Below are 25284 nucleotides of genomic sequence, written 5' to 3'. Positions count from 1 at the left end.
AATGACTGCATGGCTGCCATTATCCGGCATTTCGCCGGGTGGAACCCTGCTTTTCGCGACCCGAGTGTCAACTGTCACAAACGGCAGCCCATGGGGGGGAACAGCTTCGGCTGCGATGGACGCAAATCGACACCGAGCCGCGTTGGACTTGCACCGCAAGCCGAACGCCGCGGAGACGTCGCGGTCGCAATAACCACTGGTGCCCGACGCAGGCACAAATCATTTCAGCTGCATCCATAAGGGAGGATAACCTTGAAAAAACTGCTCGATTTCGCCATTCTTGCCGCCGCGACATTCGCGATCACGACGGCGGCCATGGCCGGAGAAACTTTGGATCGCGTCACGTCGAAGAAGGCGATGGTCGTCGCCACCAACGCCGCCTGGCCGCCGCAAAGCTTTCTCAATGACAGCAACGAGCTCGCCGGCTTCGACATCGACGTCTCGCGCGAGATCGGCAAACGGCTGGGGGTCGAGGTCTCGTTCGAGACCCCCGACTGGGCGACGCTGACCGGCGGCCGCTGGCAAGGGCGCTACGACCTCGGCGTCGGCTCGGTCACGCCGACCAAGGCTCGTTCCAAGGTGATCGACTTTGTCGGCATCTATTATTACAGCCCCTATGTCTACGTCGTGCACAAGGATAGCACCGCGAAGTCGGTCACCGATCTCAACGGCAAGGTGATCGGCGTCGAGACGGCCACCACCTCGGAGGATTTCATCCGCCGCAAGCTTGAGATCGACGCGCCCGGCCTGCCTCCCGTCGAATACAAGCTGGAGCCCGGCGAGATCCGCACCTTCGCCGATTCCATGCTTCCCTTCGATGACCTGCGGCTCGGCGACGGTGTCCGCCTGAATGCCGTGATCGCGCCGGAGCAGACGGCGCAGAACGCCATCAAGAACGGCTATCCCGTGAAGATACTCGAAGGGGAATATGCCTTCCGGGAACCGCTCGTGGTCATCGCCGAGAAGAACGATCCCGAGTGGACCGCAAAGGTTTCGGGCATCATCGCCGAGCTGAAGAAGGACGGCACGCTCGCCGCGCTGACCACGAAATGGTACGGCAAGGACTACAGCGCCAAATGACGTTGGATCGCTCGCCGGCCGCCGCTCGGCTGCCGGCGGGCATCACGCGTCAGATGCCGGAGCGGTGCAGCGTTTGAAACAATCGCCGCCCCTCTCTAAACTTTTGTTCTTGCGCAATTCCCCAGGAAAAGCGCTACGCGCTTTTCCTGACTCTGAGCGGGATGCAGTTGAAAGTCGCCGATGGCCTATCCGGACACCTATTACGCCCGCACCATGACCGACCGGAAGCTCAGGCCCCCGCTCCGCGGCGAGGCGCACTGTGACGTGGCCGTCGTCGGCGGGGGACTGGCCGGCCTGACCACGGCGCTGCAGCTGTCGCGTTCCGGGCTGCGCGTCGCCGTGCTCGAGGCCCAGGTCGTCGGTTTCGGCGCCTCCGGCCGCAATGGCGGCTTCGTCACGCCTGGCTTCGCCACCGGCGGCGACACCATTGCCGCGCGCGTCGGCAAGGAGGCCGCGCGGCAACTGCATCGGCTGTCGATCGAGGGCGTCGAATTCGTGCGTCACACCATCGAGGCGCTCGACATATCGGCCGCCAAGCCGCGCGACGGGCTGGTCAGCGTCTTGCGCTACGACGATGGCGACGCGCTCAAGGCCTATGCCGACCAGACGGCGCGCGACCACGGATACGAGCTTCAATATCTGCGCAGGGAAGACGTCCGCTCGGTGCTTAAATCGGCTCGCTACTATCAGGGCCTGCGCGACCCGAAAGCCTTTCACATCCATCCGCTCAATTATCTGCGTTCCGTGGCCGATGAGATCGAGCGGCTTGGCGGCAGCATCCATGAGAGCTCCGAAGTCGTGCAATGTGATCTGTCGGGGTCGCAAAAGATGCTGCGCACGCGAGAGGGCACGCTTCGGGCAACTCGCGTCGTGCTGGCTACCGGCGGCTACACCGGCCCGGTATTCAGTCAGCTCCACCGCGCCTTCCTTCCCATCGCAACCTATGTGATGATTTCCGAGCCGGCGCCGCGCCTGATCGCGCAAGCCGTCGCGACGACGGACGCGGTCGGCGACAACCGGCGGGCCGGCGACTATTATCGGCTGGTCGACGGCGGCAATCGCCTGTTGTGGGGCGGGCGCATCACCACGCGCGCCGCTTCCGCCGACGCGCTGGCGCGCGAATTGCGCCGCGAGATGGTCGGGACCTATCCGCAGCTTGCGGGCCTCAAGACCGAACTGGCCTGGTCCGGATTGATGTCCTATGCCCGTCACCTGATGCCCCAGATCGGCGAATTGCAGCCGGGCGTCTGGTATTGCACGGCTTTCGGCGGCCATGGCCTCAACACCACGGCCATCGCCGGAAAAGTCGTTGCGGAAGGCATTCTGGGCGTTTCGGACCGGTACCGGCAGTTCGCACCATTCGGATTGAGTTGGGCAGGCGGCGCCGCCGGCCTGGCGGCCGCGCAACTCACCTACTGGAAATTGCAGGCGCAGGACTGGTGGCGAGAACGTCATGCCGCCACGAAAGACAAGGTGACGGCATGATCGGCAGGCTGATGCTCTTCTATCCGGGGATCACCCGCCGCGCAGCGGCGGCGCTCGTGCTGGCGCTGTTGGCCGCCGGCCTCTACGCGATGGGCATCAAGTCAAGCTGGATCGGCTCGGTGATTCCAGTTGCATCCGGCTGGCTGCAGGCCAACCCTGTCCTGTCGCGCGCCGTTTCCGCAGTGCTGATCGCGCTCATTGTGCTGGTGAATTGCAAACTGCTGCTGCTTTTGCCCCGGCGACAGCAGATCGTCGGCGTCTGGATCGAACTGTTCGTGCTCCTGATGCTGTTCTTCTATTCCTTCGACCTGTCGCTTGCCTTCATCGCCAGGAAGATCGGCTTCCTGATCACCCAGGGCGTCACCACCACGCTCTACATTTCGGCGATCTCGATCCTGATCGCGACAGCCATCGCACTTGTCGGCGCCATCGCCAAATTGACCGGAAACGGCATTGTGTACGGGCTGGCCACTTTCTACACCTCGTTGTTCCGCGGCCTTCCTTTGCTGATGCAGATCTACATCATCTATCTCGGCCTGCCGCAGGTCGGCTACGTGATCGGCGCGGTGCCGGCCGGCATTCTGGCGTTGTCGCTGTGTTATGGCGCGTACATGACCGAGATCTTCCGCGCCGGCATCGAAAGCATCCCGCGCGGACAGAGCGAAGGCGCCACCGCGCTTGGACTGAGCCCCGGCCAGACCATGGCGCTGGTCATCCTGCCGCAGGCCATGCGCGTCATCATCCCGCCGACCGGCAACCAGTTCATCGCCATGCTGAAGGATTCGTCCTTGGTGTCGGTCGTCGGCGTCTGGGAGATCATGTATCTCGCCCGCACCATGGGCCAGACGGAGTTCCGCCATATCGAGATGCTGATCACCGCCTCGATGATCTACTGGATCCTGTCGATCACGCTGGAGTTCGGCCAGGCCTATCTCGAACGGCGTTTCGGCCGCTCGGAGCAGCGGGCGTAGGGCAATTCGGGAAAGCTACGTCGCCGCCGTGCTGGTGCGCATCGCCATCTACGGCTTTTAAGCCGCTCGGGGGGCCGCGCCGTCAGGTGACGCGGCCTTGCCGGGATGAGATGATTTTCGCGGGGCTGCGGAACCTTCAGGCGGCGATCACCTTGCCGAGATGCTCGCCGAGCCGGCAGGCCAACGCCGTGATCGTCGTCGTCGGGTTGCATTGGCCCGAGGTGCAGAACACCGAGGAGCCGCCGATGTAGAGATTGTCCATGCCGTGCACCTTGCAATTGGCATCCACGACGCTCTTGGTGACATCGGTGCCCATGCGCGTGCCGCCCATGTGATGGTGGCCGGCCGTCTCCTCGTCCGTCGGGTAGTCGCCGCCATTCGAAATCCAGTCGGCTATACGCACCCGGCCCAGGTTCTTCCGGGCCAGCGTCGTCCCGAAAAGCCTCAGCCCTTCGAGCAGCGTGCGGCGTTCCAGGTCCGATTTCTTCCAGTGCAGCTCGATGCGCGGCACGCCGGCGTGGTCGACCACGGTCTTCGACAGCTCGACCTGGTTCGAGGCCAGCGGCGCCTGCTCCCAGGCGACATAGAGCTGGGCCGCGCAGCGCAGGTTCTGGTTGAGCCTGCCCGATAGCCACTCCGCCATGCTGGGCGCCGTACAGGCGAGATCGGCGATCAGGTCCTTGACGCCCGGATAGGGCGTCTCGATCAGCCTGATGCCGAAATTCATGATCCGCAGGCGCTCCATCGCGGCCGGCATCGGCGAGAAGAAGGCCTCGTTCACCGCATCGACCTCGAATGCGCCATAGTCGGCCAGGATGGCGTTGCCGCCCTGGAAGGTCGGGTGTTCCATCCAGTAGCGGCCAAGCGCCGTCGCGTTCGGCACGACGCCGCCGTTGGAGCGGTGGTTCGACCACAAAAGCAGCCGCGAATTCTCCAGCCCCCCGGTACAGACGATGAAATAGTCGGCGCTGAAGAAGCCGGCATCCTGCCCCTGCGACCACAGCCTGGCGCCGGTCACGCGTCTGCCGTCGCCGGCAAGCTCGGTGGCACAGGTGTTGAGCACGACAGCGATGTTCCGGCTCTTTTCGAGCTCGTCGGCGTATTTTTCAGCGAAGCGCACCGCACCGCTCTTGATCAGCTGCACCCACCGGATGTCGTCCGAGATCGGTGCGTCCGGCCGGAAATCCGGCAGTTCCAGGATTTCGCGCACTTCGCCCAGATAGGGTTCGATGTCACCGCGCCGGATCGGCCAACCCGTGTCCGGCACCCACGCCTTCGGCTCGAAATCCTGTTTATCGAGCACGCGGCACCAGCCGGCCCAGTGGTTCGAGCTGCCGCCCATGAACCGCAGCCGGGTGATATCGAGATCGAAATAGAAATCGCCGACCGTGGTGCCGCGGTAGAAATCCTGCGAGGTGTCGCTGAACTCCCTGCCGCCGGCCTCCAGCACCACGACCGGTATGCCAGCGGCGCCGAGCTTTCTGGCGATCGTGGTGCCGGCCGGGCCGGAGCCGAGAACGCAGACCCTGGGCGTGAAATTCGCGGCGAGAAACGCCTCATAACTGTCGAAGATCATGCCAGGTCGCTCCGCTTCAGGATCCAGCCATTAACCTCGACGATCTCATCGGGGGCGGCTTCGGAAGAACCCGCATCGGGCAATTTGCGGAACAGCGACAGGGCAGGCACCGCGATCAGCGTCTGCATGATCATTCGGCGCGACATCTTCTTGATAAGGAAACTCATGACAGGTCTCTCGACGGGTCTCTATCCAGGCATGTTCCCTGAACGGCACATGCTTCATCATCGAAGCCAGAAGCATGCCAAAACTGGTCGCAAGCCGGAACAATGCGCAGCCGAGTGCAAACAGGGTTAGAGACTCCTTAACAGGCCGATATGCTGGATCAGCCCGTTCAGGCCGCCTCGGAGATGTCGGTGTCGAGGATCACCAGGTTGCGTCCCCGATGTTTGGCCTGGTAGAGGCGCCGGTCGGCGGCCCGCATCAGCTCCGACACGCTGGCGCTTTCGCCGCAGAGGGTTCCGCCGACGCTGACGGTCAGCGGAATGGTCCGCTCGTCCACGGGCCGGAAGCGGATCAGCTCGACTTCGCGGCGAATGTGCTCTGCGACGCGCTTGGCTTCCCGTTCCGTGGCTCCGACCAGCAATGCGCCGAACTCCTCGCCGCCGATGCGGCCGAGGACGTCGCCGTCGCGCACCCCGCGCTTGATGGCGCTGGCGATCAGGAGCAGCGCGTCGTCGCCGGTCAGATGGCCGAAGCTGTCATTGATCATCTTGAAATGGTCGGCATCGATGATCAGCAAGGCGCCGCGATCGGGCTTGTGCCGGGAGCCGTTGAGCACGGCAAAGAAGCTTTCCCGGTTGAGCATGCCCGTCATGTCGTCGCGGCTGGCCTTTTCCGCCAGCCGGCGATGCGCTGCGGCAAGCTGGGCGTGCGTGCGGGCAAGGTCGCGATGCGCCGACTTCAGCCTGTCGCTGTGCCAGAACGTGCTTGCGCAGGCCGCCCATGCAAGAACCAGCGGACACAATGTCGAGGTCAGCCAGATCATGCGGTTGACCGGGAATCCCATGGCGGGGACGATGATCAGGGTCAGAAGGAGCGAAACCGCGACAGAGACGAAAGCAATGGTGGCGGACTTCAGAATTATACTGCTCATCGCTGGCTCCCACTGGACCGCCTCTGTGCCAGCAAGCCCTGAAGGCCACCTTTCCAGGATGCCTAAAATTTGAACGGTGAGACGGTTTCTGCCACTTTCGGCGCGTAGAAGTTGTGGATAAAGCCCCTTCAAGATCGTCCGTTTCGTGCCATAAGGGGCGCATGGCTACACACCCCGACCCCGCTCGCTTCGCCCATGTCACCGACTGGGTGTTCGACCTGGACAACACGCTCTATCCGCACCATTCGAATCTGTTCTCGCAGATCGATGTCAAGATGACCGCCTATGTCGGGGAACTGCTGTCGCTGCCGCGCGAGGACGCGCGCAAGCTGCAGAAGGAACTTTATCGGGAATATGGCACGACGCTGAACGGGCTGATGACGCGCCATGGCATAGACCCCGACGATTTCCTCGAGAAGGTCCACGACATCGACTATTCCTGGCTGGTGCCGGATCCCGTCCTCGGCACCGCCATTCGCCAGCTTCCCGGCCGCAAGTTCATCTTCACAAATGGCGACCGCAGGCATGCCGAGCGCACTGCGCGCCAGCTTGGCATCCTTGATCATTTCGACGACATCTTCGATATCGTCGCCGCCGGGCTCAACCCCAAGCCGGCGCGCCAGACCTACGAGAAATTCGCCGAACTCCACGCCGTCACCGGCCACAATGCGGTGATGTTCGAGGATCTCGCGCGCAACCTGGCCGTGCCGAAGTCGCTGGGCATGACGACGGTCCTGGTGGTGCCGCGCAATTTCGAGCCGACATTCTCCGAAATCTGGGAGCGCGATCGGGCGCAGGAAGATGATGTCGACTTCGTCACCGACGACCTCGCCGGATTCCTGACGGAGATAGTCGTGGGTATAAGGCAGTAGTGAGTAGTGAGTAGTGGAAATTGAGCGGCGAGCAGAGACTGCAAACGGCTTATCACTCACTACTCACTACTCACTACTCACTACTCACTACTCACTACTCACTACTCACTACTCACTATTCCCCTAACTTATAGAACCGGCTGATGATGCCCCAGGCCTCGTCGGCGGTGTCGACGAAATCGATGATGTCCTGGTCGCCGGGACTGATCGTGCCTTGCTCGGCGAGGAAATCGAGGTCGATCGCCCGTTTCCAGAAGGATTTGCCGAACAGGATCACCGGCACGCGCTCCATGCGCCCGGTTTGGATCAGCGTCAGCGTCTCGAAGAATTCGTCCATCGTGCCGAAGCCGCCGGGAAACACCGCGACGGCCTTGGCGCGCATGACGAAATGCATCTTGCGGATGGCGAAATAGTGGAAGTTGAAACAGAGTTCCGGCGTCACATAGGCGTTGGGCGCCTGCTCGTGCGGCAGAACGATGTTAAGGCCGATGGAGGGCGCGCCGACATCGTCGGCGCCGCGATTGCCGGCCTCCATGACGCCGGGCCCGCCGCCGGTCACCACGACATATTCGCGGTAATATGAACTGGCCGATTGCTGCGAGCAGAGGCGGGCGAATTTGCGCGCTTCCTCGTAATATTTGCTGTTTTCCTCGAGGTTCTTCTTCTGCGTCTCGTTTTTGGCAGCCCAGGCCTCGCCGCCGGGTTCAGGCAGCCGCGCGCCCCCGAACAGGACCACGGTCGAGCGGATACCGCGCTCGGCCAGGATCATCTCCGGCTTCAGGAGTTCGAGCTGCAGCCTGACCGCGCGCAGTTCGCGCCGCGTCATGAAGTCGGGATCGTTCCACGCCAGGCGGTAGGTCTCGGCGCGCGTCTGCGGCGTGTCCGGCACGCTCCTGGCCCGCTCCAGATCCTCGTCCGAATGCGGCAGCGGCGTCCAGCCCGCCTTTTCCATGGGTGTCATGATGTCAGGTCCGTCCATTTCATTTACTTGCGCCGTCCCATGGCGCAGTCGCGATTGACCCCTACTCTGCCTTCACATAGGGTCCGCGCGATTTTCAAAACAGGTTAAGGCTCAGCCCCTTAACAGCCTGGTAATGGAGCGAATTCATGTCGAAGCCGGATCTGGCGAGCCTCGAAAAGACCATCGACAAGGCCTTCGAGGAACGTGACGCGATTTCGACGGCGACCAGAGGCGAGACACGCGATGCCATCCAGTCGGCGCTCGATCTGCTCGACCGCGGCACCGCCCGCGTTGCCGAGCGCCAGGCCGATGGCCAATGGCATGTCAACCAATGGCTGAAGAAAGCCGTCCTTTTGTCCTTCCGGCTGAACCCGATGGAGATCATCAAGGGCGGTCCCGGCCAGGCCGTGTGGTGGGACAAGGTGCCGTCGAAGTTCGACGGCTGGAGCGCCGTCGATTTCGAGAAGGCCGGTTTCCGCGCCGTGCCGTCGTCGGTCGTGCGCCGCTCGGCCTACGTCGCGCCAGGCGCCGTGCTGATGCCGTCCTTCGTCAATGTCGGCGCCTATGTCGATTCGGGCACCATGGTCGATACCTGGGCTTCGGTGGGCTCCTGCGCCCAGATCGGCAAGAATGTGCACCTGTCGGGTGGCGTCGGCATCGGCGGCGTGCTGGAGCCGATGCAGGCCGGTCCCACCATTATCGAGGACAATTGCTTCATCGGCGCGCGCTCGGAAGTGGTCGAAGGCTGCATCGTGCGCGAGGGCTCGGTGCTCGGCATGGGCGTCTTCATTGGTCAGTCGACCAAGATCGTCGACCGCGCCACCGGCGAGATTTTCTACGGGGAAGTGCCACCGAATTCCGTCGTCGTAGCCGGTTCGCTGCCTGGCAAGCCGTTTCCGAACAATGAGCCGGGTCCAAGTCTCTATTGCGCGGTCATCGTCAAGCGGGTCGATGCCAAGACCCGGTCCAAGACGTCGATCAACGAATTGCTGCGCGATTGATCTTTTTGGAAAGCGGGCGCACCTTCCGCCGGCGCGACGATCGGTCGCGCCGGTTCAACATGGAGGGGTGACATGGACTGGAAATATCTGCTGACGAGTTTCGAAGGCACCCGGGGTGTCAATCAATATGGACGGGACCCGCTTGCCTAACAGATCCAACCTCACTTGGCTTTTCTTCAAGACATCGGGCCGCGTCAGCCGCGCGGCCTATTTTCTTGGCGGGCTGCTCGTGGCCATCATCCAGGCCTTCCCGCTCTACCGCTTCACGCTGGTGGCGGAAGGCTCGCCCGAGAGCAATATGTGGTCGTTCGTCTTCTTCATCGCCTTCATCGCCTCGCTGTGGTCGAACATCGCGCTGGCGGTGAAGCGGCTGCACGACCTCGACAAGCCCGGCGTCGCGGCGTTGGTCCTGTTCGTGCCGGTCGTCTCGATCGTCGCCTTCGTTGTACTTTGCCTGTTTCCGGGCCAGCCAGGACCCAACCGCTATGGCAGGCACACCAATGCACCGGCCGAACCCTGAGCGCCGTATGTCGCCATGCGCTACTGGCGACATCCATGAAAACAAAGGCCTGATGCGCGTCGCCTGAAGTCGTTCAGACCCGACGCGCTTCAGGCGCGGCGACCTGATCCGCACTTAAACCGGGCGATCCACGCCCGGCCGCTTCCGCCTCACGCACCAGGGCAATGATCCGCTGGACCGTCTGCGCCGGTGTGCCCGCTTCTTGCGCCAGGCGAAGAACGGCGCCTTGCAAATCGCCGATCTCCGTCGGCCGGCCGCGCTGCAGATCGTCCCACATGGAGGAACGCGCCTCCGGGTCGATGGCCAGCATCCGTCGCGCCAGCAGCCTGAACAGCCAATCGGGGAGGCGGAGCACCATGGGCAACAGCGCCGGCCGCAAGCCGGCGATCCGCGCCGGCTCGATGCCCGACGCCTTCATCGCCTGGAGCGCCTCGTCGATCTGTCTTGCCAGGATCAGCCGCCAGTGCCGGTCGGCAAGCTCGCTCGCCAGCGGCAGGCCCGAAAGCGCCACCAGCGCATTGTTCAAATTCATCAAAAGCTTGCCCCACAGCACGGCTTTTATGTCGGCATGGGCTTCAACCCGGAGCCCTTCGACGCCGAGAAGGCTGATCAAACCGGCATCGCTGTCCTCGATCACGACCTTGCCGTCGCTGGCGCGGTGGACACGCAGCGGCAATTCGCCCTCGGCCGATTGCACGACATTGAACGGCACCATGCCCGCCAGCACTGTTCGCCCGCTGATACCGGTGCGCAGCCTGTCGGCATTGTCGATGCCGTTCTGCAGGCTCACCACCACCGCGTCCGGCGGGGCATGCGCGGCGATGAGCGCAGCCATTTCCCGCGTCGCGCCGCTCTTGACGGTGACCAGGATCACGTCCGCCTCCGGCAAGGCGGCGGTTGGATCTGTGGTGACGGCAAGCGCTTGCGGCTCAAGGCGCCGGTCGCGGCCCTCAAGGTCGCTGACCCGCAATCCGCCTTGCCGCAGAGCCGCCTCGATGCGCGGCCGGGCCAGCAGAATCACCTTGCGCCCAGCGAGCGCCAGGCAGCCGCCGGCATAGCAGCCGATGCTGCCGGCGCCGGCAATGACGATTCTCCTGTCCCCCTTTGCCATCTCTTACTCCGCACCGGGCCCGCGACTATACGACATGAAAACCATAATGTCGGCGGTATCGCCGGTCATAGGACTGGCCCCTACGTCTGGCCGTGACAGGCCTTCAGCTTTCGACTATCGCTTTTGCCATGACGCTGCCGACCGATCCCGCCGCAAACCTCGCCGCCCTCATCCGTTGCGCCTCCGTGACGCCGGCCGAAGGCGGTGCGCTGAGCGCATTGCAGACGATGCTGGAACCGCTCGGCTTCCTCGTCGATCGCCCGATTTTTTCGGAAGACGGCACGCCCGATATCGAGAACCTTTATGCCAGGCGCTCCGGCAATGGCCCGCATCTGATGTTCGCCGGACACACCGACGTGGTGCCGGTCGGCGACGAAGCCGCCTGGACGCATCCGCCCTTCGGCGCCGAGATCGCCAATGGCGAGATGTATGGCCGGGGTGCGGTCGACATGAAGGGCGGCATCGCCTGTTTCATCGCCGCGATAGCGCGCCATGTCGAGACGAATGGCGGCCCGAAGGGCTCGGTCTCGCTGCTGATCACCGGCGACGAGGAAGGCCCGGCCATCAACGGCACCACGAAGCTGCTCGAATGGGCGGCTTCCAGGGGCGAGAAATGGGATGCATCGATCGTCGGCGAGCCGACCAACCCGGCTGCGCTCGGCGACATGATAAAAATCGGTCGGCGCGGCTCGCTGTCGGGCGACATCACCGTCAATGGCCGTCAGGGCCATGTCGCCTATCCCTTGCTTGCCGACAATCCGGTACGCGGGCTGATGAGCCTGGTCGATGCTTTGCTGCATCCCGTCTTCGATGAGGGCACGAAGGATTTCCAGCCGACCAATCTGGAGGTGACGTCCATCGACGTAGGCAACCCGGCCACCAACGTCATTCCAGCCAAGGCAACCGCCACCTTCAACATCCGCTTCAACGACAGCTGGACTGCCGAGACCATACAGGCCGAAATCCACAATCGTCTCGACCAGGCGGCGGGCCGCAAGAAATACCGGCCGGGCAAGGAGATGTCGGTCGACTACGACCTCGTCTGGCGCGACCGGCCGAGCCATGTCTTCCTGACCCGCGACGACCGGCTGATCGAGACATTGAGCGGCTCGGTCAAGACGGTGGTCGGCAGAGCGCCGGCGCTGTCCACCTCCGGCGGCACGTCGGATGCGCGCTTCATCAAGGACTATTGCCCGGTGGTCGAATTCGGCCTGGTCGGCAAGACCATGCACATGGTCGACGAACGCGTCGCCCTTGCCGATCTCGAGACGCTGACGCAAATCTATCAGCGCTTCATCGAAGACTGGTTCGGACAGGACTGAGCAGCATGCTTTCGGCGGACGAGACCCAAGTTTCGCTGACCGGCGCCTGGCGACTGATGCTCGGCAGGGCCGATGGCCTGCGTCTGCTCGACCTGTCTGCCGATGGTTTCTGGAATTCTTTTTTCGCCATCGTCGTCGCGGCGCCGGCATTGATCGTCGGCTGGGTCGGCATCGCCAACGAGATCGGCGATCCCGATGCCTTCGCGGGCCGCTTAAGCATGCTGTTGCGGCTGGCGACAGTCGATATCGGTTCCTGGGTGCTGCCTCTGGTCGCACTCGCTCTGGTCGCGCCGCGCGCCGGCATCGGCGGCCGCTTCGTCCACTATGTCGTGGCCTCCAACTGGGCTTCGGCCATCACCGCCTGGCTGATGCTGCCGTCGGCGCTGATCAGGCTTTTCCTGACCTCGGCGAGCCAGATCTCCAGCCTTGTGTCGCTGCTGTTGTTCGCGCTCTCGATGGTGCTGACCTGGCGCATGACCAACGCGACCATCGGCAGAGGTGCCGCAATCGGGACCGCTGTCTTCGTCGGCATGTTCATCGCTTCGCTGATCGTGCTGTTCGGGCTGCAGGCGCTGCTTGGAATCACGGTTCCGGACACCGGAGCTCAGAGCCTTTCGGGACTCTATCCGGGATAATCGACGCCGACCAGAAAAAGCCCGTCGGGCGGCGCCACCTGGCCGCAGGCGGCGCGGTCGTGCGCCTCGAGCGCCGCCTTGAGATCGCCGGCCGTCCATGCGCCTTCGCCGACGCGCTTGAGCGAGCCGACGATCGAGCGCACCTGGTTGTGCAGGAAGGAACGCGCCGAAGCTCTGACTTCGATCATGTCGCCCGAACGGCTGACGTCAAGACGGTCGAGCGTGCGCACCGGGCTCTCGGCCTGGCATTGCGTGGAGCGGAAAGTGGTGAAATCGTGCCGCCCGAGCAGCACTTTGGCGGCTTCGTGCATGGCAGCGGCGTCGAGCCGCTTCGGCACCCACCATACCTTGCCCTTTTCCAGGGCCGAGGGCGCGCGCCGGTTTAGGATGCGGTAGAGATAGTGGCGGCCGATGGCCGAGAAGCGGGCATCGAAGCCGTCGACGACGGTCGTGGCTTTCAAGATCGCGATGCGATTGCCGGCGGCCTGCAGATGCGCGTTGACGGCATCGCGCACCTTGTCGTCCGGCCAGGCCTTGGCCAGGTCGACATGCGCCACCTGGGCCGTCGCATGCACGCCGGCATCGGTACGGCCGGCGGCGCGCAAGCGGACCTGCTGGCCGCAGAATTTTTCGATCGCCTGCTCGATCGCCTGCTGCACCGAGGGCTGGTCCGCCTGATGCTGCCAGCCGGCAAACAGGCTGCCGTCATATTCGATGTCGAGGCGAAAACGCGGCATGCCGGGCGGCTATACGCATTCGCCTAGGCGGCGAGTGCGGTGAAGGCCGAGGCGTAGACCAGCCGGCCGGTTTCGGGAGCGTCGCCCCAGGCCAGCGCCTGCAGCGCCTCGCCCTGGTAGTCGCTCTCGAAGCCTTCGGCGCGCGCATGGCTGTAGCCGAAACGGCTGTAGTAGGCGGGGTCGCCCAGCACCACGGCCAGCGTCTCGCCGGCGTCGCGTAGGCGGATGTGAGCCTCGCGGATCAGCGCGCCGCCAATGCCGGTGCCGTGAAACGACGGCTCCACCGCCAGCGGCGCCAGTGCCACCGCCGGAAAATCCTTGCCGCCGGCGCGGACGAAAAGCCGCGAAAACAGGATGTGGCCGACCACTTGCCCGTCTTCTTCCGCCACCAGTTCGACAACGGCGTCGCCGCCGGAAACCAGCGCGTCAACCAGCCCGGCTTCCGCCTGCTGGCCGAAAGCGTGTTCCTCGACGAGGCGGATGGCCTCGCGATCCCGCGGCGTCGCCGCGCGTATCGACATCATGCTCATGACAGTTTCATTCCCTTTTCGATCTTGGTCCCGCGCAGGAATTCTTGCGCGGCGGCGGGCCTTCCGCCCGCCCGTTGAACTTCGACCAGCCGGATCGCGCCCGCTCCGCAGGCGACCGTCAGGCGGTCGTCGAGAATTCCTCCCGGTTCGCCCACGCCTTGCGCAAGCGTCGAGCGAAGCAGTTTCAGCCGTTCCACCCGGCCACCGATTTCAACCTCGCACCAGGCGCCGGGGAAGGGCGACAGGCCGCGAATGTTATTGTGGACTTCGGCCGCGGGTCGCGTCCAATCCACGTGCGTATCGGATTTATCGATCTTTTTGGCGTAGGTCACCCCCTCGACCGGTTGGGCGGTGAATGCCAGGCTATTCCTTTCCAGCCGCGCCAGCGCTTCCACGATCAGTGCGGCGCTGACGCTCATCAATCGATCATGCAGATCGCCGGCGGTCATGTCGGGTTCGATGACGCATTTTTCAACCAGCCCCACCGGGCCGGTGTCGAGGCCTTCTTCCATGCGCATGACCATCATGCCGGTTTCGCTGTCGCCCGCCATGATCGCCCGCTGGATGGGCGCCGCACCGCGCCACCGCGGCAACAGCGAGGCATGACCGTTGATGCAGCCCAGTCGCGCCGCCTCGAGAACCGCCCTGGGCAAAAGCAGGCCGTAAGCCACGACCACGCCGATATCGGCTTGCAACGCGCGAAAAGCTGCCTGTTCGGCCTCGCCCTTGAGCGACGTCGGCGTGCGCGTCTCGATGCCCAGCCGTTCCGCCTCGCGCTGTACCGGCGACGGCGTCAGCTCAAGGCCGCGCCGGCCAGCGGCCCGCGGCGGCTGCGTGTAGACGGCCGCGACCTCATGTCCGGCCTCGGCAATCGCGCGCAACGTCGGCACCGAAAACTCCGGCGTCCCCATGAAAATGACGCGAAGGGGCATTGTCCCCTATCCCACCAGCTTGCCCGGAGCCTTGTCCTTGGCCAGCTTCTTGAACTTCTTCACCACCATGTCGCGCTTCAGCTTCGAAATGTGGTCGATGAACAGCACGCCGTTGAGATGGTCGATTTCATGCTGCAGGCAGGTCGCCATCAGCCCCTCGGCCTCCATCTCCTGCAGCTTGCCGTCGCGGTCGAGATACTTGACCCGCACGGAAGCCGGGCGTTCGACCTCGGCATAATAGTCGGGGATGGACAGGCAGCCTTCCTCGTAGACGGAGCGCTGGTCGGCGCTTTCCAGGATTTCGGGGTTGATGAAGACATGCGGCGCCGGCGTCTCGTCCTCCTTGGCGAGGTCGATCACCAGCATGCGCAGCGGCTCGCCGATCTGGATCGCGGCCAGCCCGATGCCGGGCGCGTCATACATGGTTGCCAGCATGTCGTCGGCCAGTTTGCGCAAAGGTGCATCGACGCGCTCCACCGGCTTGGAAACCTGGCGCAGGATGGGGTCGGGAAGGATGATGAGCGGCTTGATCGGCATGGCGTCTCACCTAAGACCTTGAATAAAGGGCGTCAACCGGTGCGCTGGGGGATCGTTCACGTTTTGATCTGTGCTGGGCGGCCGAATCGTCTATGCTGTGCGCATGAACGACCTGACCTCCATCCTTTCGGAGCCTGTCGCCCGGCTTGGCGCGACCACGATCACGCTCGGCCATGCGCTGGCTTTCGGTGCCTTTGTGTTTCTTGGCCTGTTCGTGGCGCTTGTCGTTGCGCTGTGGCGCTCGGCCAAGGCGCGTGCTATTGCCGCCGCCGAGGCCGCCGACCATGCCCGCGATGCCGAGGCGCGGATGGCCGGCATATTGCAAAGCCAAGCTGAGATGCAGGGGCGCATGGGCGCCATCGCGGAAGTCTTCGGCGCGCGGCAGGCGGAACTGACGCAGTCGATCGGCCAGCGCCTCGACGCCATGACTGGCCGCCTCGGCCAGACCATGACCGAGCAGACCAGGTCCACGCATGAAAGCCTGGCCAAATTGCAGGAGCGGCTAGCCGTCATCGACACCGCGCAAGGCAATATCCAGTCGCTCGCCGGCCAGGTCGTGCAATTGCAGGCGATCCTCTCCAACAAGCAGACGCGCGGCGCCTTCGGCCAATCGCGCATGGAAGCGATCGTCGCCGACGGCCTGCCCCACGGCGCCTACGAGTTCCAGGCGACCTTGTCCAACGGCAGCCGGCCCGATTGCCTGGTGAAGATGCCCAACGGCGCGCCGTCGCTTGCCGTCGACGCCAAGTTTCCACTGGAAGCCTGGAATGCCATCCGCGCCGCCGAAGGCGTCGAACAGCAGAAGGTCGCGGCGCAGGCCTTCCGCCGCGACATCGAGGTGCATATCCGCGATATCGCGGAAAAATACCTGATCCAGGGCGAGACGCAGGACACCGCCTTCATGTTCGTGCCGTCGGAATCGGTATTTGCCGAGATCCACGAGAATTTCGAGGCGGTGGTGCAGAAGGCGCACCGCGCCCGCGTCGTCATCGTCTCGCCGTCGCTGCTGATGCTGTCGATCCAGGTCATCCAGGCGATTCTCAAGGATGCCCGCATGCGCGAGCAGGCACACTTGATCCAGGGCGAGGTGATCCGGCTGATGGAGGATGTTTCGCGCGTCGACGAGCGAGTGCGCAAATTGCAGGGCCATTTTGCCCAGTCGGCCAAGGATATAGACGACATCCTCGTCTCGACGTCGAAGGTGACCAAGCGCGGCCAGAAGATCGAAGCTCTGGAGTTCGGTGCGCAGCCCGGTGGCGAAGCCGGCCCTGATATCGCGTCACCAGCCCCTGCCAAGCCCGAACCCGGCCCGCGCGTTGTCGATTCCCCGCGCGTTGCCGATTCAAAGACCGGCCAGCTCAGGCTGAGGGTCGTCGAAGGCGACGAATGAGGCGCCGCACCGGGCCGGCGCTACTGCTCCTCCACTGTGGTCATGCCCTGAAATTCAGGTAGCCAGTGAAGCGCCGAGCGGTGCCATTTTTGCAGTGTCGGAATCAAATCCTGGCGTTGCCGCGCGGTTCCCACGCGAATGCCGTAGACCTTGGGGCCATCTCCGACCGACGTGGCGTAAAGGTGCGAGCCGCAGTCGCCACAAAAGGCCTGGACGCGCTTGGCGCCGCTTGCCACGGTCTTGATGTAGATCTTCGGCGTACCCCTGGTGATCCGGTAGTGATCTTCAGATGCCGGAACGGTGACGCGAAAGGCCGTGCCGGTCAGCTGTTGGCAATCGGTACAATGGCAGATCGAGGTCTTTTCCGGCTCGACCTCCGCCTCATAGGTGATGGCGCCACAATGACAGCCGCCGTCGATCTTCATAATCAGTCCTCCAAGAATTCGATCGGCCGATCTTAGCGGCGCAGCGGCGCAAGGCAACGACGCGACGCTGATCCAGAGGCATGATCGCGAGAGGTGGAACGCGGTCTCGAGACCATGTTCAAGCTCTACTCGGATGCGGATTCGATCAGCTTGCGCCGCTGTTCCCAGGTGCCTGACGTCTGCGGCTTGACGAACAGCCGGGTGATCTCGGGCATTTCCTTCCTCAACCGCGCTTCGATGCGCTCGACGCAGGCTTCGATTTCCGGTGCCGACAGATGGTCCTCGAATTCGATGCTCAGGCCGGCGACGATCTCTTCCGGCCCCATGTGGACCGTGAGCACGCCGTTCGCCCGCTGCACGGCCGGATCCTGCTGGGCGATCGCCAGCACTTCTTTCTGCACCTCCGGTGAAGCAGGCTCGCCGATGAGCAGCCCCTTGCTTTCACGCGCCAGGAAGGCCGCGGTCGCACCCAGGATCAGAGCAATGCCGATCGAGGCGACGCCGTCCAGTTCCGGCATCTCGAAAATCTCCGCCGCCAATATGCCGGCAAAGGCGACGATCAGGCCGAGAAGCGCGGCACTGTCTTCGAACAGCACCGTGTAGACGCTTGGATCCTTGCTCGATTGCACGGCCTGCAGCCAGCCCTGCCGGCCTTTCTGCCGGCGGAATTCCCTCAGCGCCACCAGCCATGAGCTGCCCTCGAACAGGAACGACAGGCCGAGCACGATGTAGTTGACCCTGACATTGGCGGCCGGTTGCGGCGCAATGATGTGCGTCACGCCTTCGTAGAAGGATACGCCGGCGCCGAGCGCGAAGACGAGAAGCGCCACGATGAAGCTCCAGAAATAGAGCTCGCGGCCATGGCCGAGCGGATGCGCGCGGGTGGCCGGGCGTGCAGCGCGATGCATGCCATACAGCAGCAGACCGCCATTGCCGGTATCGACCAGCGAATGCACGCCCTCCGAAAGCATCGCCGAACTGCCGGTGAAGAAGGCCGCGGCGAATTTGGTCAGCGCGATCGCGAGATTGCCGGCGAGCGCCGCGTAGATGACCGTTCGAGAGCCGCCATGTCCCGCCATTGCTTCCCTGTCGTCCTGTCCGACGCGCGAAGTCTAGAGCAATTCCAGGAAAAGTGGGACCCGATTTCCTTGAGATCGTGCTGCCGGCCCGCGAAATTCCCCGGCCATCCACGACGCATCAACCCCCATCCGTTCAAGTCCGTGCGCGCCGGTTGAGATTCATAAAGGCCCTCGAAACAGGTTGCCGGATTTTCGCGGCCATGACCGCGAACAGCCCCTTGCCTAGAGGCATTTCTCTTGTTTCACTTCGCTTCCCGCAATTGGAGGAACGAATCATGGCAAAAGGTGCGATGAAGGCAGGCAAGGAAGCCCGCAAGCCTAAGAAGGATGCCAAGAAGCCAGCCGCTGCTCCCACGCTCAAGGCGCCGCCGGTCAAGGCAACGAGGCTTAAGGAAAAATAGGCTTTCGCGTGCCTCGGGACGGAGTTCGCCGGCGGCGTTCGAAACACCGCCGGCAGTCTGTTGATCGGACGTTAAGACACTCCATATCTGGTGCGGGACGACCCCACATCTTCTGAAATCCGGTCGGGACGACCCGCCCATTGTTTGATAGGGCATCGGCAGCCGGACGGCTGCCGCGGTGCTCTGTCGATCGCGTATCGCATTGTCCTGAAACGGAGACCGGTGCGATGCTTGGCTGGAGCGTTCCCCATGTCGTGGATTTTTCTGTTTTTCGCCGGCCTGTTCGAGATCGGCTGGGCAATAGGCCTCAAATACACCGACGGATTCACCCGGCTCGTCCCGACCGTGCTCACGGTCGCCTCGATGATCGTCAGCCTCACGCTGCTTGGACTGGCGCTGAAGGCGCTGCCCGTCGGCACCGCCTATGCGGTGTGGACCGGTATCGGCACGGTCGGAACGGCGCTGCTCGGTATCTGGCTGCTCGGCGAGCCGGCGACCGTGATCAGGCTCGCCTGCATCGCGCTCATCGTCTGTGGCATTATGGGGCTGAAATTCGCGGCGTAAGGCAATCCAGGAGAAGTGCGAAGCGGCATCCGTCCGGAATTGCGTCGAAGCAAACAGAGCAATCCGCGAAAGTCGCATCACGACCGGCGCCGGCAATCGCATGAACTGGCGCGCGGACAAACGCATGCAGGGCCGCTTCGCAGCGACCCTGATCCTCGAAGCAGATTGCTCCGGCGGTCTGAGGCTAGCGGCCGGTAAAGCCCGGCGGCGTCCTGCCGGTGCGCGCCTTGCGCGCCGCATAGCGCGCATCGCGCTTGGCCTTGCGCTCGGCCTCGTCGGCCAAAAGACGCGCGATACGCTCGGCCTCTTCGGCTTCACGAATCCTGGCTTCCGCCTGCGCCGCCTCTTCGGCCGCGATCCGTGCGGCTTCGGCTGCGGCCTCGCGCTCGGCCTTCTCGATTGCCTCGCGTGCCAGCCTTTCCTGCTTCAGCCTCGCCTTCTCGGCTTCGCGTATCTCACGCGCCGCAAGGATAGCCTTGCGTTCGGCCTGTCGCGCCAGCACTGCGGGATCGTCCGCCGCCGGCTTTGACTTGAAGCGCTCCAGAAGCGCCTTCTTTGCCTCGTTCGCGGCGTTGCGCCGCTCGAAAATGTCTTTTTCCCTGTAGATAGCCAAGTCCACTTCCCTGAAGTCAATTCGCGACGCTTACATACGCGCGAAAACCGGGAGTTCAAGCGCCAAAACGGTATGCCAGCCATGAAATTCCGTGCTGTTGCAGCCGGGAGACGCCTTTGCGGCCGAAACGGACACGCACTGTTCGCAGTCGGACCCTCTGGTGGCGATGCCGGCTGATCGCTACCTCTAGCGCGAAAATCAAACGCCAGGATGACACCAGATGGAACTCGGTCTCTACACTTTCGCCGACGTCAGCCCGCAGCCGGGCCCCGGCGCAATCGGCCCGCACGAGCGGCTGCGCAACCTGATCGAGGAGATCGAACTGGCCGATCAGGTCGGCCTCGACGTTTTCGGCCTCGGCGAGCACCACCGGCCGGACTATGCCGCGTCCGCGCCCGTGGTGGCGCTGGCCGCGGCGGCCGAGCACACCAAGCGCATAAAACTGACCAGCGCCGTCACTGTCCTGTCCTCGGACGATCCGGTCCGCGTCTTCCAGCAATTCGCCACGCTCGACCTTCTTTCCGGCGGACGTGCCGAGATCATGGCCGGGCGCGGCTCGTTTATCGAATCCTTTCCGCTGTTCGGCTACAAGCTCGAGGATTATGACGAGCTGTTCGCCGAAAAGCTCGATCTGCTGCTCGCCATCCGCGATCAGGTGAAGATCACCTGGTCGGGCAATCTGCGCGCGCCGATCAACGATCGCGGCGTCTACCCACGCCCCATGCAGGAAAAACTGCCGATCTGGATCGCCATCGGCGGCACGCCGCAGTCCGCCGCCCGCGCGGGCGCGCTCGGCCTGCCGCTGGCGCTCGCCATCATTGGCGGCGAGCCGGCGCGGTTCGCGCCGCTCTTCGACCTCTACCGCGAGGCCGCCAGGCGTGCTGGCGTCGATCCGAAGGGCCTTGCCACCAGCATCAACGTCCATGGCTTCATCGCCGAGACGACGGAGAAAGCGGCCGACGATTTTTATGGCCCGCAGGCCGAGGTGATGAACCGCATCGGCCGCGAGCGCGGCTGGGGTCCGACTTCGCGGGCTCATTTCGACCAGTCGCGCGGCCCGAGCGGCGCCTTGTTCGTCGGCAATCCCGAGCAGGTGGCCGAGAAGATCGTCGCCCAGCACAAGATCTTCGGCAACGACCGCTTCCTGCTGCAGATGGCGATCGGCATCATGCCGCATGCCAAGGTCATGAACGCGATCGAACTCTACGGCACCAGGGTGGCGCCGATCGTGCGCAAGGAGACGGCCAACGCCGGCCCGGCCCCGGCGCCTGCCGTATGATCTCGAATGAGGCCCGCAGATGCGGGCTTCGCTCAGAGCCGCCCGTCAATCGGCGTGCTCGCCTGGCCGTTGCGCAGCACCAGCACGAGCCTCATCCATCATTATGGCATGATGGATCTCGGTCGCCTCATCGGCCGGGAACAGGCACTCGATCCGAAGCTCCTGGGCGGCAACAGTCTGGGGAGTGCCCACGGTGGTGACCATCGAAAAATAACTCAGGACACGGTCTTCCCTGATGAATCCGAGCGGAATGACGGGCATGAAGCCGATCGCCACCGGGTTCTTCCATTCGTTTTTCACATCCGGATAGGCGAGCAGCGTCGCCAGCAATTCCTTTGTCTTGTCATCGACCAGGCGACCGATGGATTCGCGGTAGACACGCTCAAACAAGCTCTGCGCCACCTCAGGCCAATTGGCGACGAATGGGCGCATTCCGTCCGGATCGAATAGGAGGTGCAGCATGTTGCGCGGCCCCTGGCGTGCAGCCATGTCGAAGAAACAGCCGAAGAACAACGGCGCGGCTTCGTTGGTCATGAGCACGTTCCAGTACCGGTCCATCACCAGCGCCGGAAAGGGTTCATGCTGTCGCAAGATGCGCGTCAAGGCGCCGATCACGCTCTTCATTTCAGCCGAGTCCCATGCGCTTTCGGAAAACATCGGCGCGTAGCCTGCCGCCAACAGCAACATGTTGCGATCGCGCAAGGGGACGTCGAGCGCCCGCGCGATCGCCATCAAGGTCTCGCGGTTGGGCACGCTGCGTCCGCTTTCGATGAAGCTGATCTGTCTTTGCGAAATGCCGGTATCGAGGGACAGGTCGAGTTGGCTTTTGCCGCGTGCATCGCGCCAGTGACGCAGGAGCACGCCCAGCTCAGGCCTTGTGCTCGTCCTGAGGTTCGACGGTCTCATGCACTATCCTCGCAATCCGTCCAACGATGGGCGCCGACCCGCGTATCGTTCGACGGCGCATGGCGATCCATGCGCCGTCATTCGGCTCAAGCCGCCATCGCCGAGGGAGGCGACCATGCCTGCGGCTGGAAGCGTTCCTCGATCGGGGTGCCGGCCATGTTCGTCGTCGTTGCAGCCATCGTGGAAACGCCCACGCCGGTTACGACTTCAAGGATCTGGAGCTTCGAATAGCCCGCCGAGGTGAACCTGTCGATGTCCGCGTCGGTCACGTTTCCCTTGTTTTCGATCAGTGCCTTTGTCAGCGCCGAGAGTGCTGCGTATTTCGGGTCCTTCGGCAGTCCGCCGTCGCGGATCGCCTTGACTTCGCTCTCGGCAATGCCGTCCTCGATGGCGAATGTCGAGTGCGCGGCAACCGTCCAGGGGCACTTGATCGTGACCGCGTTGGTCAAGAGCAGGACCTGCTTTTCTATCTCGTCGAAGCTGCCGCCATGAAAACTGCCGAAGCTGTTGACGAATCCGTTGAGAAGGACCGGATTGTTCGCCATCGTCGCCATGACGTTCGGCAGGAAGCCAAATCTCTCTTCCAGCGCCTTCAGCGCGGGCCTGGATTTTTCCGGCGCCGACTCGATCGTTTGAAGGGTGAATCTTTGCATCGTAACGTCCTCTTCCAAAATTGGATGTGATTGCGCGCACGACGTCCTCGCCGCGCCGGCTTTCCCGCTCTGCGGTTGCGAAAACCTGCTCGTATTGGGCCCGCCGGCTGCGCGCGTTCAATTACATGGCATGTAATACGCAACGCTCCGACGTGAGCCGAAGCTGGTGCAAAGCCGTGCGGCAAGGGTCCTCAATGTCGGGGTTCCTCGACGCCGGCTAACGGAACCTTGGAGCGGCAGGGGCGTTTTCGTCAGCGGTTGCGCCTATTGCGGTGCGCCGCCGAGGGACCGTGATGAAAGCTGACCCCACCGCTTCGGTCGCGGGCGTTGCCGAAGCAGAAGAGGCGCGCATCGTCGCCCGCGCCGACACCCATCTGATACGCTCGCTGCTCGTCGGCATCTTCATTTTCATGGCCGTCTATGCGCTCTATTTCGCCCGTGCCTTCTTCATGCCGGTCATACTGGCTTTTCTGCTGGCATTGACGCTGACGCCGATCGTCAGGCTTCTGCGCAAGCGCGGCATCCCCGAGGTGATTTCGGCGACGCTTCTGGTGCTTCTGTCCCTCTGCCTCTTCGCCAGCGCCGGCTACCTGCTGAGCGGCCCGGTGATCGATCTCATCAACAACACCTCGTCGATCGGCCAGCGGTTGACCGAGCGGCTGGCGCATTTGCGGCCTCCGCTCGAGAGGATCATGGAGGTTACACATCAGATCGAAGGCCTCACCGAGACGTCGCAGGAGCCGGGCATACAGAAAGTAGCGGTAGCCCAGTCTGGCTTCCTGTCGTCGGCGGCCTCGAACATTCTCTCGGCGGGAACAAGCCTGACCATCATCTTCGTGCTGTCACTGTTCCTGCTCGCTTCGGGCACGATGTTCTACGAAAAGATCATCCAGTCCTTCGCCAGCCTCACCGAGAAGAAGCGGGCGCTGCGTGTCGTTTACGACGTGGAGCAGGAAATCTCGCACTATCTGCTCACCGTCACCATCATCAATATCGGTCTCGGCACGGTCATCGGCCTTGGCCTGTGGGCGCTCGGCATGCCCAATCCGTTCGTCTGGGGCGCCACGGCCGCTCTGCTCAATTTCCTGCCCTATGTCGGGGCGATGATCACGCTCATCGTGGTCACGATCATCGCGCTGATCAGCTTCGACACGATCTCCTATGCGTTGCTGGCGCCTGCCTTCCTGATTTTGTGCGACGTCGTCGAAGGCCAATTCGTGACGCCGATGGTTGTCGGCCGGCGGCTCGAGATCAACGCCGTGGCGATCTTCATCGCCATTGCCTTCTGGTCATGGCTGTGGGGCTTCGTCGGTGCGCTGATGGCGGTGCCGCTGCTGGTCGTCATCAAGGTGTTCTGCGATCACTTCGACGGGCTCAGCCCTGTCGGCAATTTTCTCGCCGCTCAGCATACCATCACTCTCGAGGACGAGGAGGGCCCGGCGCCGGCAAACGCGAAAGGGTAAGCTACTCCAGGCCCGGCATGCTCGCCGTTGCGAAAAGTCAGGTTCAAGAATTTGAATTTGCGACCCAGGCCGGCACTTCCTACATCCGATTTCCTCAAAGGATGTCGTCCATGACCGAACTTTCCGTCCTCGACCTGTCGCCGATCGTCGAAGGCAGCGATGCCTCGCAGTCGCTGGCCAATTCGCTCGATCTTGCCCGCCATGCCGAGCGGCTGGGCTACAAGCGCTATTGGCTGGCCGAGCATCACAACATGCCCGGCATCGCAAGTGCCGCCACCTCGGTCGTCATCGCCCATGTCGCGGGCGGCACCAGGACCATTCGCGTCGGCGCCGGCGGCATCATGCTGCCCAATCACTCGCCGCTGGTCATCGCCGAGCAGTTCGGCACGCTGGCTGCCTTGTTCCCGGGCCGCATCGATCTCGGCCTCGGCAGGGCGCCCGGTACGGACATGAACACGGCGCGCGCCTTGCGCCGCAATCTCGAGGCCGGTGCCGACAATTTCCCGCAGGACGTCGTCGAGCTGATGGGCTATTTCCTGCCGGCGGAAGAGGGCCAGCGGCTGCGCGCCGTGCCGGGCGAAGGCCAGACCGTGCCGGTCTGGATTCTCGGCTCCAGCCTGTATGGCGCCCAGCTTGCCGCCATGCTCGGCCTGCCCTACGCCTTCGCTTCGCATTTCGCGCCGGCCGAGCTAGACCATGCGCTGGACATCTACCGCTCGCGTTTCCAGCCGTCGGAACAGCTCGACAAGCCCTATGTCATGCTCGGCCTCAACGTCTTTGCCGCGCCCACCGACGAGGAGGCGCGGCTGCTGTTCACCTCGCTGCAGCAGGCCTTCGTCAATTTGCGCACCGGGCGCCCCGGAAAATTGCCGCCACCGGTCGAGAACTATGACCGCGATCTCGATCCGATGGCCAAATCCATGCTCGGCCAGGCGCTGTCCTGCGCCGTCGTCGGCTCGCCGGAAACGGTGCGGCAAGGCATCGACGCCTTCGTTCGCCGCACCGGCGCCGACGAATTGATGGTCACCGCGCAGATATTCGACCATGCGGCTCGGGTGAGGTCCTTCGAAATCCTGGCTGACGCCCATAAATCGCTGTCGCAAGCAGCGTGAGATTTCCAGCTCGGCGCTTGCCGATAGCGATTC

The 25284-nt window shown here is 63.6% G+C and carries 28 protein-coding genes; 14 read left to right on the top strand and 14 right to left on the bottom strand.

What is annotated here, in order from left to right:
• The first annotated feature begins 315 nt into the window (after positions 1 to 315).
• From LB566_RS20890 to LB566_RS20880, 3 genes are all read left to right on the top strand, one after another.
• Complete coding sequence (locus tag LB566_RS20890) at positions 316 to 1080, top strand: transporter substrate-binding domain-containing protein (protein WP_224556422.1); 765 nt, start codon at positions 316 to 318, stop codon at positions 1078 to 1080.
• Between the two features lie 180 nt (positions 1081 to 1260).
• Positions 1261 to 2565 carry an NAD(P)/FAD-dependent oxidoreductase gene (locus LB566_RS20885; RefSeq protein WP_224626554.1) on the top strand — a complete coding sequence of 435 codons (1305 nt, stop codon included), beginning with the start codon at positions 1261 to 1263 and terminating at the stop codon, positions 2563 to 2565.
• Positions 2562 to 3536: an amino acid ABC transporter permease gene (locus tag LB566_RS20880; protein ID WP_224626551.1), complete on the top strand. Its 975-nt coding sequence runs from the start codon at positions 2562 to 2564 to the stop codon at positions 3534 to 3536. The genes LB566_RS20885 and LB566_RS20880 overlap by 4 nt, the downstream gene beginning before the upstream one ends.
• A 136-nt stretch (positions 3537 to 3672) precedes the next feature.
• On the opposite strand, the gene LB566_RS20875 is transcribed toward LB566_RS20880, so the two are convergent.
• From LB566_RS20875 to LB566_RS20865, 3 genes are all read right to left on the bottom strand, one after another.
• A complete protein-coding gene (locus LB566_RS20875; RefSeq protein WP_224626521.1) occupies positions 3673 to 5112 on the bottom strand; it encodes a GMC oxidoreductase in 1440 nt (479 codons plus the stop codon).
• Positions 5109 to 5279: a hypothetical protein gene (locus LB566_RS20870; protein WP_140551629.1), complete on the bottom strand. Its 171-nt coding sequence runs from the start codon at positions 5277 to 5279 to the stop codon at positions 5109 to 5111. The genes LB566_RS20875 and LB566_RS20870 overlap by 4 nt, the downstream gene beginning before the upstream one ends.
• A gap of 167 nt (positions 5280 to 5446) precedes the next feature.
• Positions 5447 to 6208 (bottom strand): GGDEF domain-containing protein, encoded by a 762-nt coding sequence (locus LB566_RS20865; RefSeq protein WP_140551628.1) that lies wholly within the window; start codon positions 6206 to 6208, stop codon positions 5447 to 5449.
• 161 nt (positions 6209 to 6369) lie between these two features.
• On the opposite strand from LB566_RS20865, the gene LB566_RS20860 reads away from it, so the two are divergent.
• Complete coding sequence (locus LB566_RS20860; protein WP_224626518.1) at positions 6370 to 7080, top strand: pyrimidine 5'-nucleotidase; 711 nt, start codon at positions 6370 to 6372, stop codon at positions 7078 to 7080.
• Positions 7081 to 7195: 115 nt separating this feature from the next.
• Here LB566_RS20860 and LB566_RS20855 read toward each other — a convergent pair whose 3' ends face one another.
• Positions 7196 to 8041, bottom strand: coding sequence for an LOG family protein (locus tag LB566_RS20855; protein WP_224626515.1), 846 nt, complete (start codon positions 8039 to 8041; stop codon positions 7196 to 7198).
• A 146-nt stretch (positions 8042 to 8187) separates the two neighbouring features.
• Here LB566_RS20855 and dapD point away from each other — a divergent pair, with 146 nt between their 5' ends.
• Positions 8188 to 9042 (top strand): 2,3,4,5-tetrahydropyridine-2,6-dicarboxylate N-succinyltransferase, encoded by an 855-nt coding sequence (dapD, locus tag LB566_RS20850; protein ID WP_224626512.1) that lies wholly within the window; start codon positions 8188 to 8190, stop codon positions 9040 to 9042.
• Positions 9043 to 9184: 142 nt separating this feature from the next.
• Positions 9185 to 9562, top strand: a complete 378-nt coding sequence (locus tag LB566_RS20845; RefSeq protein ID WP_224626494.1) for a DUF805 domain-containing protein — start codon at positions 9185 to 9187, stop codon at positions 9560 to 9562.
• Between the two features lie 73 nt (positions 9563 to 9635).
• Here LB566_RS20845 and LB566_RS20840 read toward each other — a convergent pair whose 3' ends face one another.
• Positions 9636 to 10673: a 2-dehydropantoate 2-reductase gene (locus tag LB566_RS20840; protein WP_224626491.1), complete on the bottom strand. Its 1038-nt coding sequence runs from the start codon at positions 10671 to 10673 to the stop codon at positions 9636 to 9638.
• Between the two features lie 128 nt (positions 10674 to 10801).
• Between LB566_RS20840 and dapE the strand changes: the two genes are divergently transcribed.
• Positions 10802 to 11995, top strand: coding sequence for a succinyl-diaminopimelate desuccinylase (dapE, locus tag LB566_RS20835; protein WP_224626488.1), 1194 nt, complete (start codon positions 10802 to 10804; stop codon positions 11993 to 11995).
• 5 nt (positions 11996 to 12000) lie between these two features.
• Positions 12001 to 12630: a transporter gene (locus tag LB566_RS20830; RefSeq protein ID WP_224626485.1), complete on the top strand. Its 630-nt coding sequence runs from the start codon at positions 12001 to 12003 to the stop codon at positions 12628 to 12630.
• Here LB566_RS20830 and truA read toward each other — a convergent pair.
• The 4 genes from truA to def are packed head-to-tail and all read right to left on the bottom strand — an operon-like array spanning position 12618 to position 15366.
• Entirely contained in the window at positions 12618 to 13367 is a 750-nt protein-coding gene (truA, locus tag LB566_RS20825) for a tRNA pseudouridine(38-40) synthase TruA (RefSeq protein WP_224626481.1), read from the bottom strand. The genes LB566_RS20830 and truA overlap by 13 nt on opposite strands.
• A 23-nt stretch (positions 13368 to 13390) precedes the next feature.
• Positions 13391 to 13897 carry a GNAT family N-acetyltransferase gene (locus LB566_RS20820; RefSeq protein ID WP_140551620.1) on the bottom strand — a complete coding sequence of 169 codons (507 nt, stop codon included), beginning with the start codon at positions 13895 to 13897 and terminating at the stop codon, positions 13391 to 13393.
• Positions 13894 to 14829 carry a methionyl-tRNA formyltransferase gene (gene fmt / locus LB566_RS20815; RefSeq protein WP_224626478.1) on the bottom strand — a complete coding sequence of 312 codons (936 nt, stop codon included), beginning with the start codon at positions 14827 to 14829 and terminating at the stop codon, positions 13894 to 13896. Before fmt ends, LB566_RS20820 begins: the two co-directional genes overlap by 4 nt.
• Before the next feature lie 6 nt (positions 14830 to 14835).
• A complete protein-coding gene (gene def / locus LB566_RS20810; RefSeq protein ID WP_056573548.1) occupies positions 14836 to 15366 on the bottom strand; it encodes a peptide deformylase in 531 nt (176 codons plus the stop codon).
• 103 nt (positions 15367 to 15469) lie between these two features.
• Between def and LB566_RS20805 the strand changes: the two genes are divergently transcribed.
• Positions 15470 to 16756 (top strand): DNA recombination protein RmuC, encoded by a 1287-nt coding sequence (locus tag LB566_RS20805; RefSeq protein ID WP_224626475.1) that lies wholly within the window; start codon positions 15470 to 15472, stop codon positions 16754 to 16756.
• Between the two features lie 20 nt (positions 16757 to 16776).
• On the opposite strand, the gene LB566_RS20800 is transcribed toward LB566_RS20805, so the two are convergent.
• Positions 16777 to 17181 carry a GFA family protein gene (locus LB566_RS20800; RefSeq protein WP_224626472.1) on the bottom strand — a complete coding sequence of 135 codons (405 nt, stop codon included), beginning with the start codon at positions 17179 to 17181 and terminating at the stop codon, positions 16777 to 16779.
• 125 nt (positions 17182 to 17306) lie between these two features.
• The gene (locus LB566_RS20795; RefSeq protein ID WP_140551616.1) at positions 17307 to 18260 is read right to left on the bottom strand and encodes a cation diffusion facilitator family transporter; all 954 of its coding nucleotides are present in this window, start codon (positions 18258 to 18260) and stop codon (positions 17307 to 17309) included.
• A gap of 200 nt (positions 18261 to 18460) precedes the next feature.
• Between LB566_RS20795 and LB566_RS20790 the strand changes: the two genes are divergently transcribed.
• Positions 18461 to 18661: a hypothetical protein gene (locus LB566_RS20790; RefSeq protein WP_181172521.1), complete on the top strand. Its 201-nt coding sequence runs from the start codon at positions 18461 to 18463 to the stop codon at positions 18659 to 18661.
• Positions 18662 to 18910: 249 nt separating this feature from the next.
• Positions 18911 to 19225 carry a quaternary ammonium compound efflux SMR transporter SugE gene (gene sugE / locus LB566_RS20785; protein ID WP_140491423.1) on the top strand — a complete coding sequence of 105 codons (315 nt, stop codon included), beginning with the start codon at positions 18911 to 18913 and terminating at the stop codon, positions 19223 to 19225.
• A gap of 184 nt (positions 19226 to 19409) precedes the next feature.
• Here the strand turns inward: sugE and LB566_RS20780 are convergent, their stop codons facing one another.
• Entirely contained in the window at positions 19410 to 19838 is a 429-nt protein-coding gene (locus LB566_RS20780; protein WP_140551615.1) for a DUF6481 family protein, read from the bottom strand.
• Between the two features lie 220 nt (positions 19839 to 20058).
• On the opposite strand from LB566_RS20780, the gene LB566_RS20775 reads away from it, so the two are divergent.
• A complete protein-coding gene (locus LB566_RS20775) occupies positions 20059 to 21117 on the top strand; it encodes an LLM class flavin-dependent oxidoreductase (protein ID WP_224626469.1) in 1059 nt (352 codons plus the stop codon).
• 45 nt (positions 21118 to 21162) lie between these two features.
• On the opposite strand, the gene LB566_RS20770 is transcribed toward LB566_RS20775, so the two are convergent.
• Entirely contained in the window at positions 21163 to 22023 is an 861-nt protein-coding gene (locus LB566_RS20770; RefSeq protein ID WP_224626466.1) for a helix-turn-helix domain-containing protein, read from the bottom strand.
• Positions 22024 to 22109: 86 nt separating this feature from the next.
• Positions 22110 to 22676: a carboxymuconolactone decarboxylase family protein gene (locus LB566_RS20765; RefSeq protein WP_224626462.1), complete on the bottom strand. Its 567-nt coding sequence runs from the start codon at positions 22674 to 22676 to the stop codon at positions 22110 to 22112.
• A 293-nt stretch (positions 22677 to 22969) separates the two neighbouring features.
• Here LB566_RS20765 and LB566_RS20760 point away from each other — a divergent pair, with 293 nt between their 5' ends.
• Positions 22970 to 24139 (top strand): AI-2E family transporter, encoded by a 1170-nt coding sequence (locus LB566_RS20760; RefSeq protein ID WP_224626459.1) that lies wholly within the window; start codon positions 22970 to 22972, stop codon positions 24137 to 24139.
• A gap of 110 nt (positions 24140 to 24249) precedes the next feature.
• Positions 24250 to 25251, top strand: coding sequence for an LLM class flavin-dependent oxidoreductase (locus LB566_RS20755; RefSeq protein ID WP_224626455.1), 1002 nt, complete (start codon positions 24250 to 24252; stop codon positions 25249 to 25251).
• The last annotated feature ends 33 nt before the right edge of the window (positions 25252 to 25284 follow it).

The sequence above is a fragment of the Mesorhizobium sp. CA13 genome (genome assembly GCF_020165235.1).
In the GTDB taxonomy this organism is placed as follows: Bacteria; Pseudomonadota; Alphaproteobacteria; order Rhizobiales; family Rhizobiaceae; genus Mesorhizobium.
Note: the sequence above shows the minus strand (reverse complement) of the source record. Positions and strands in the feature narration are given on the sequence as shown.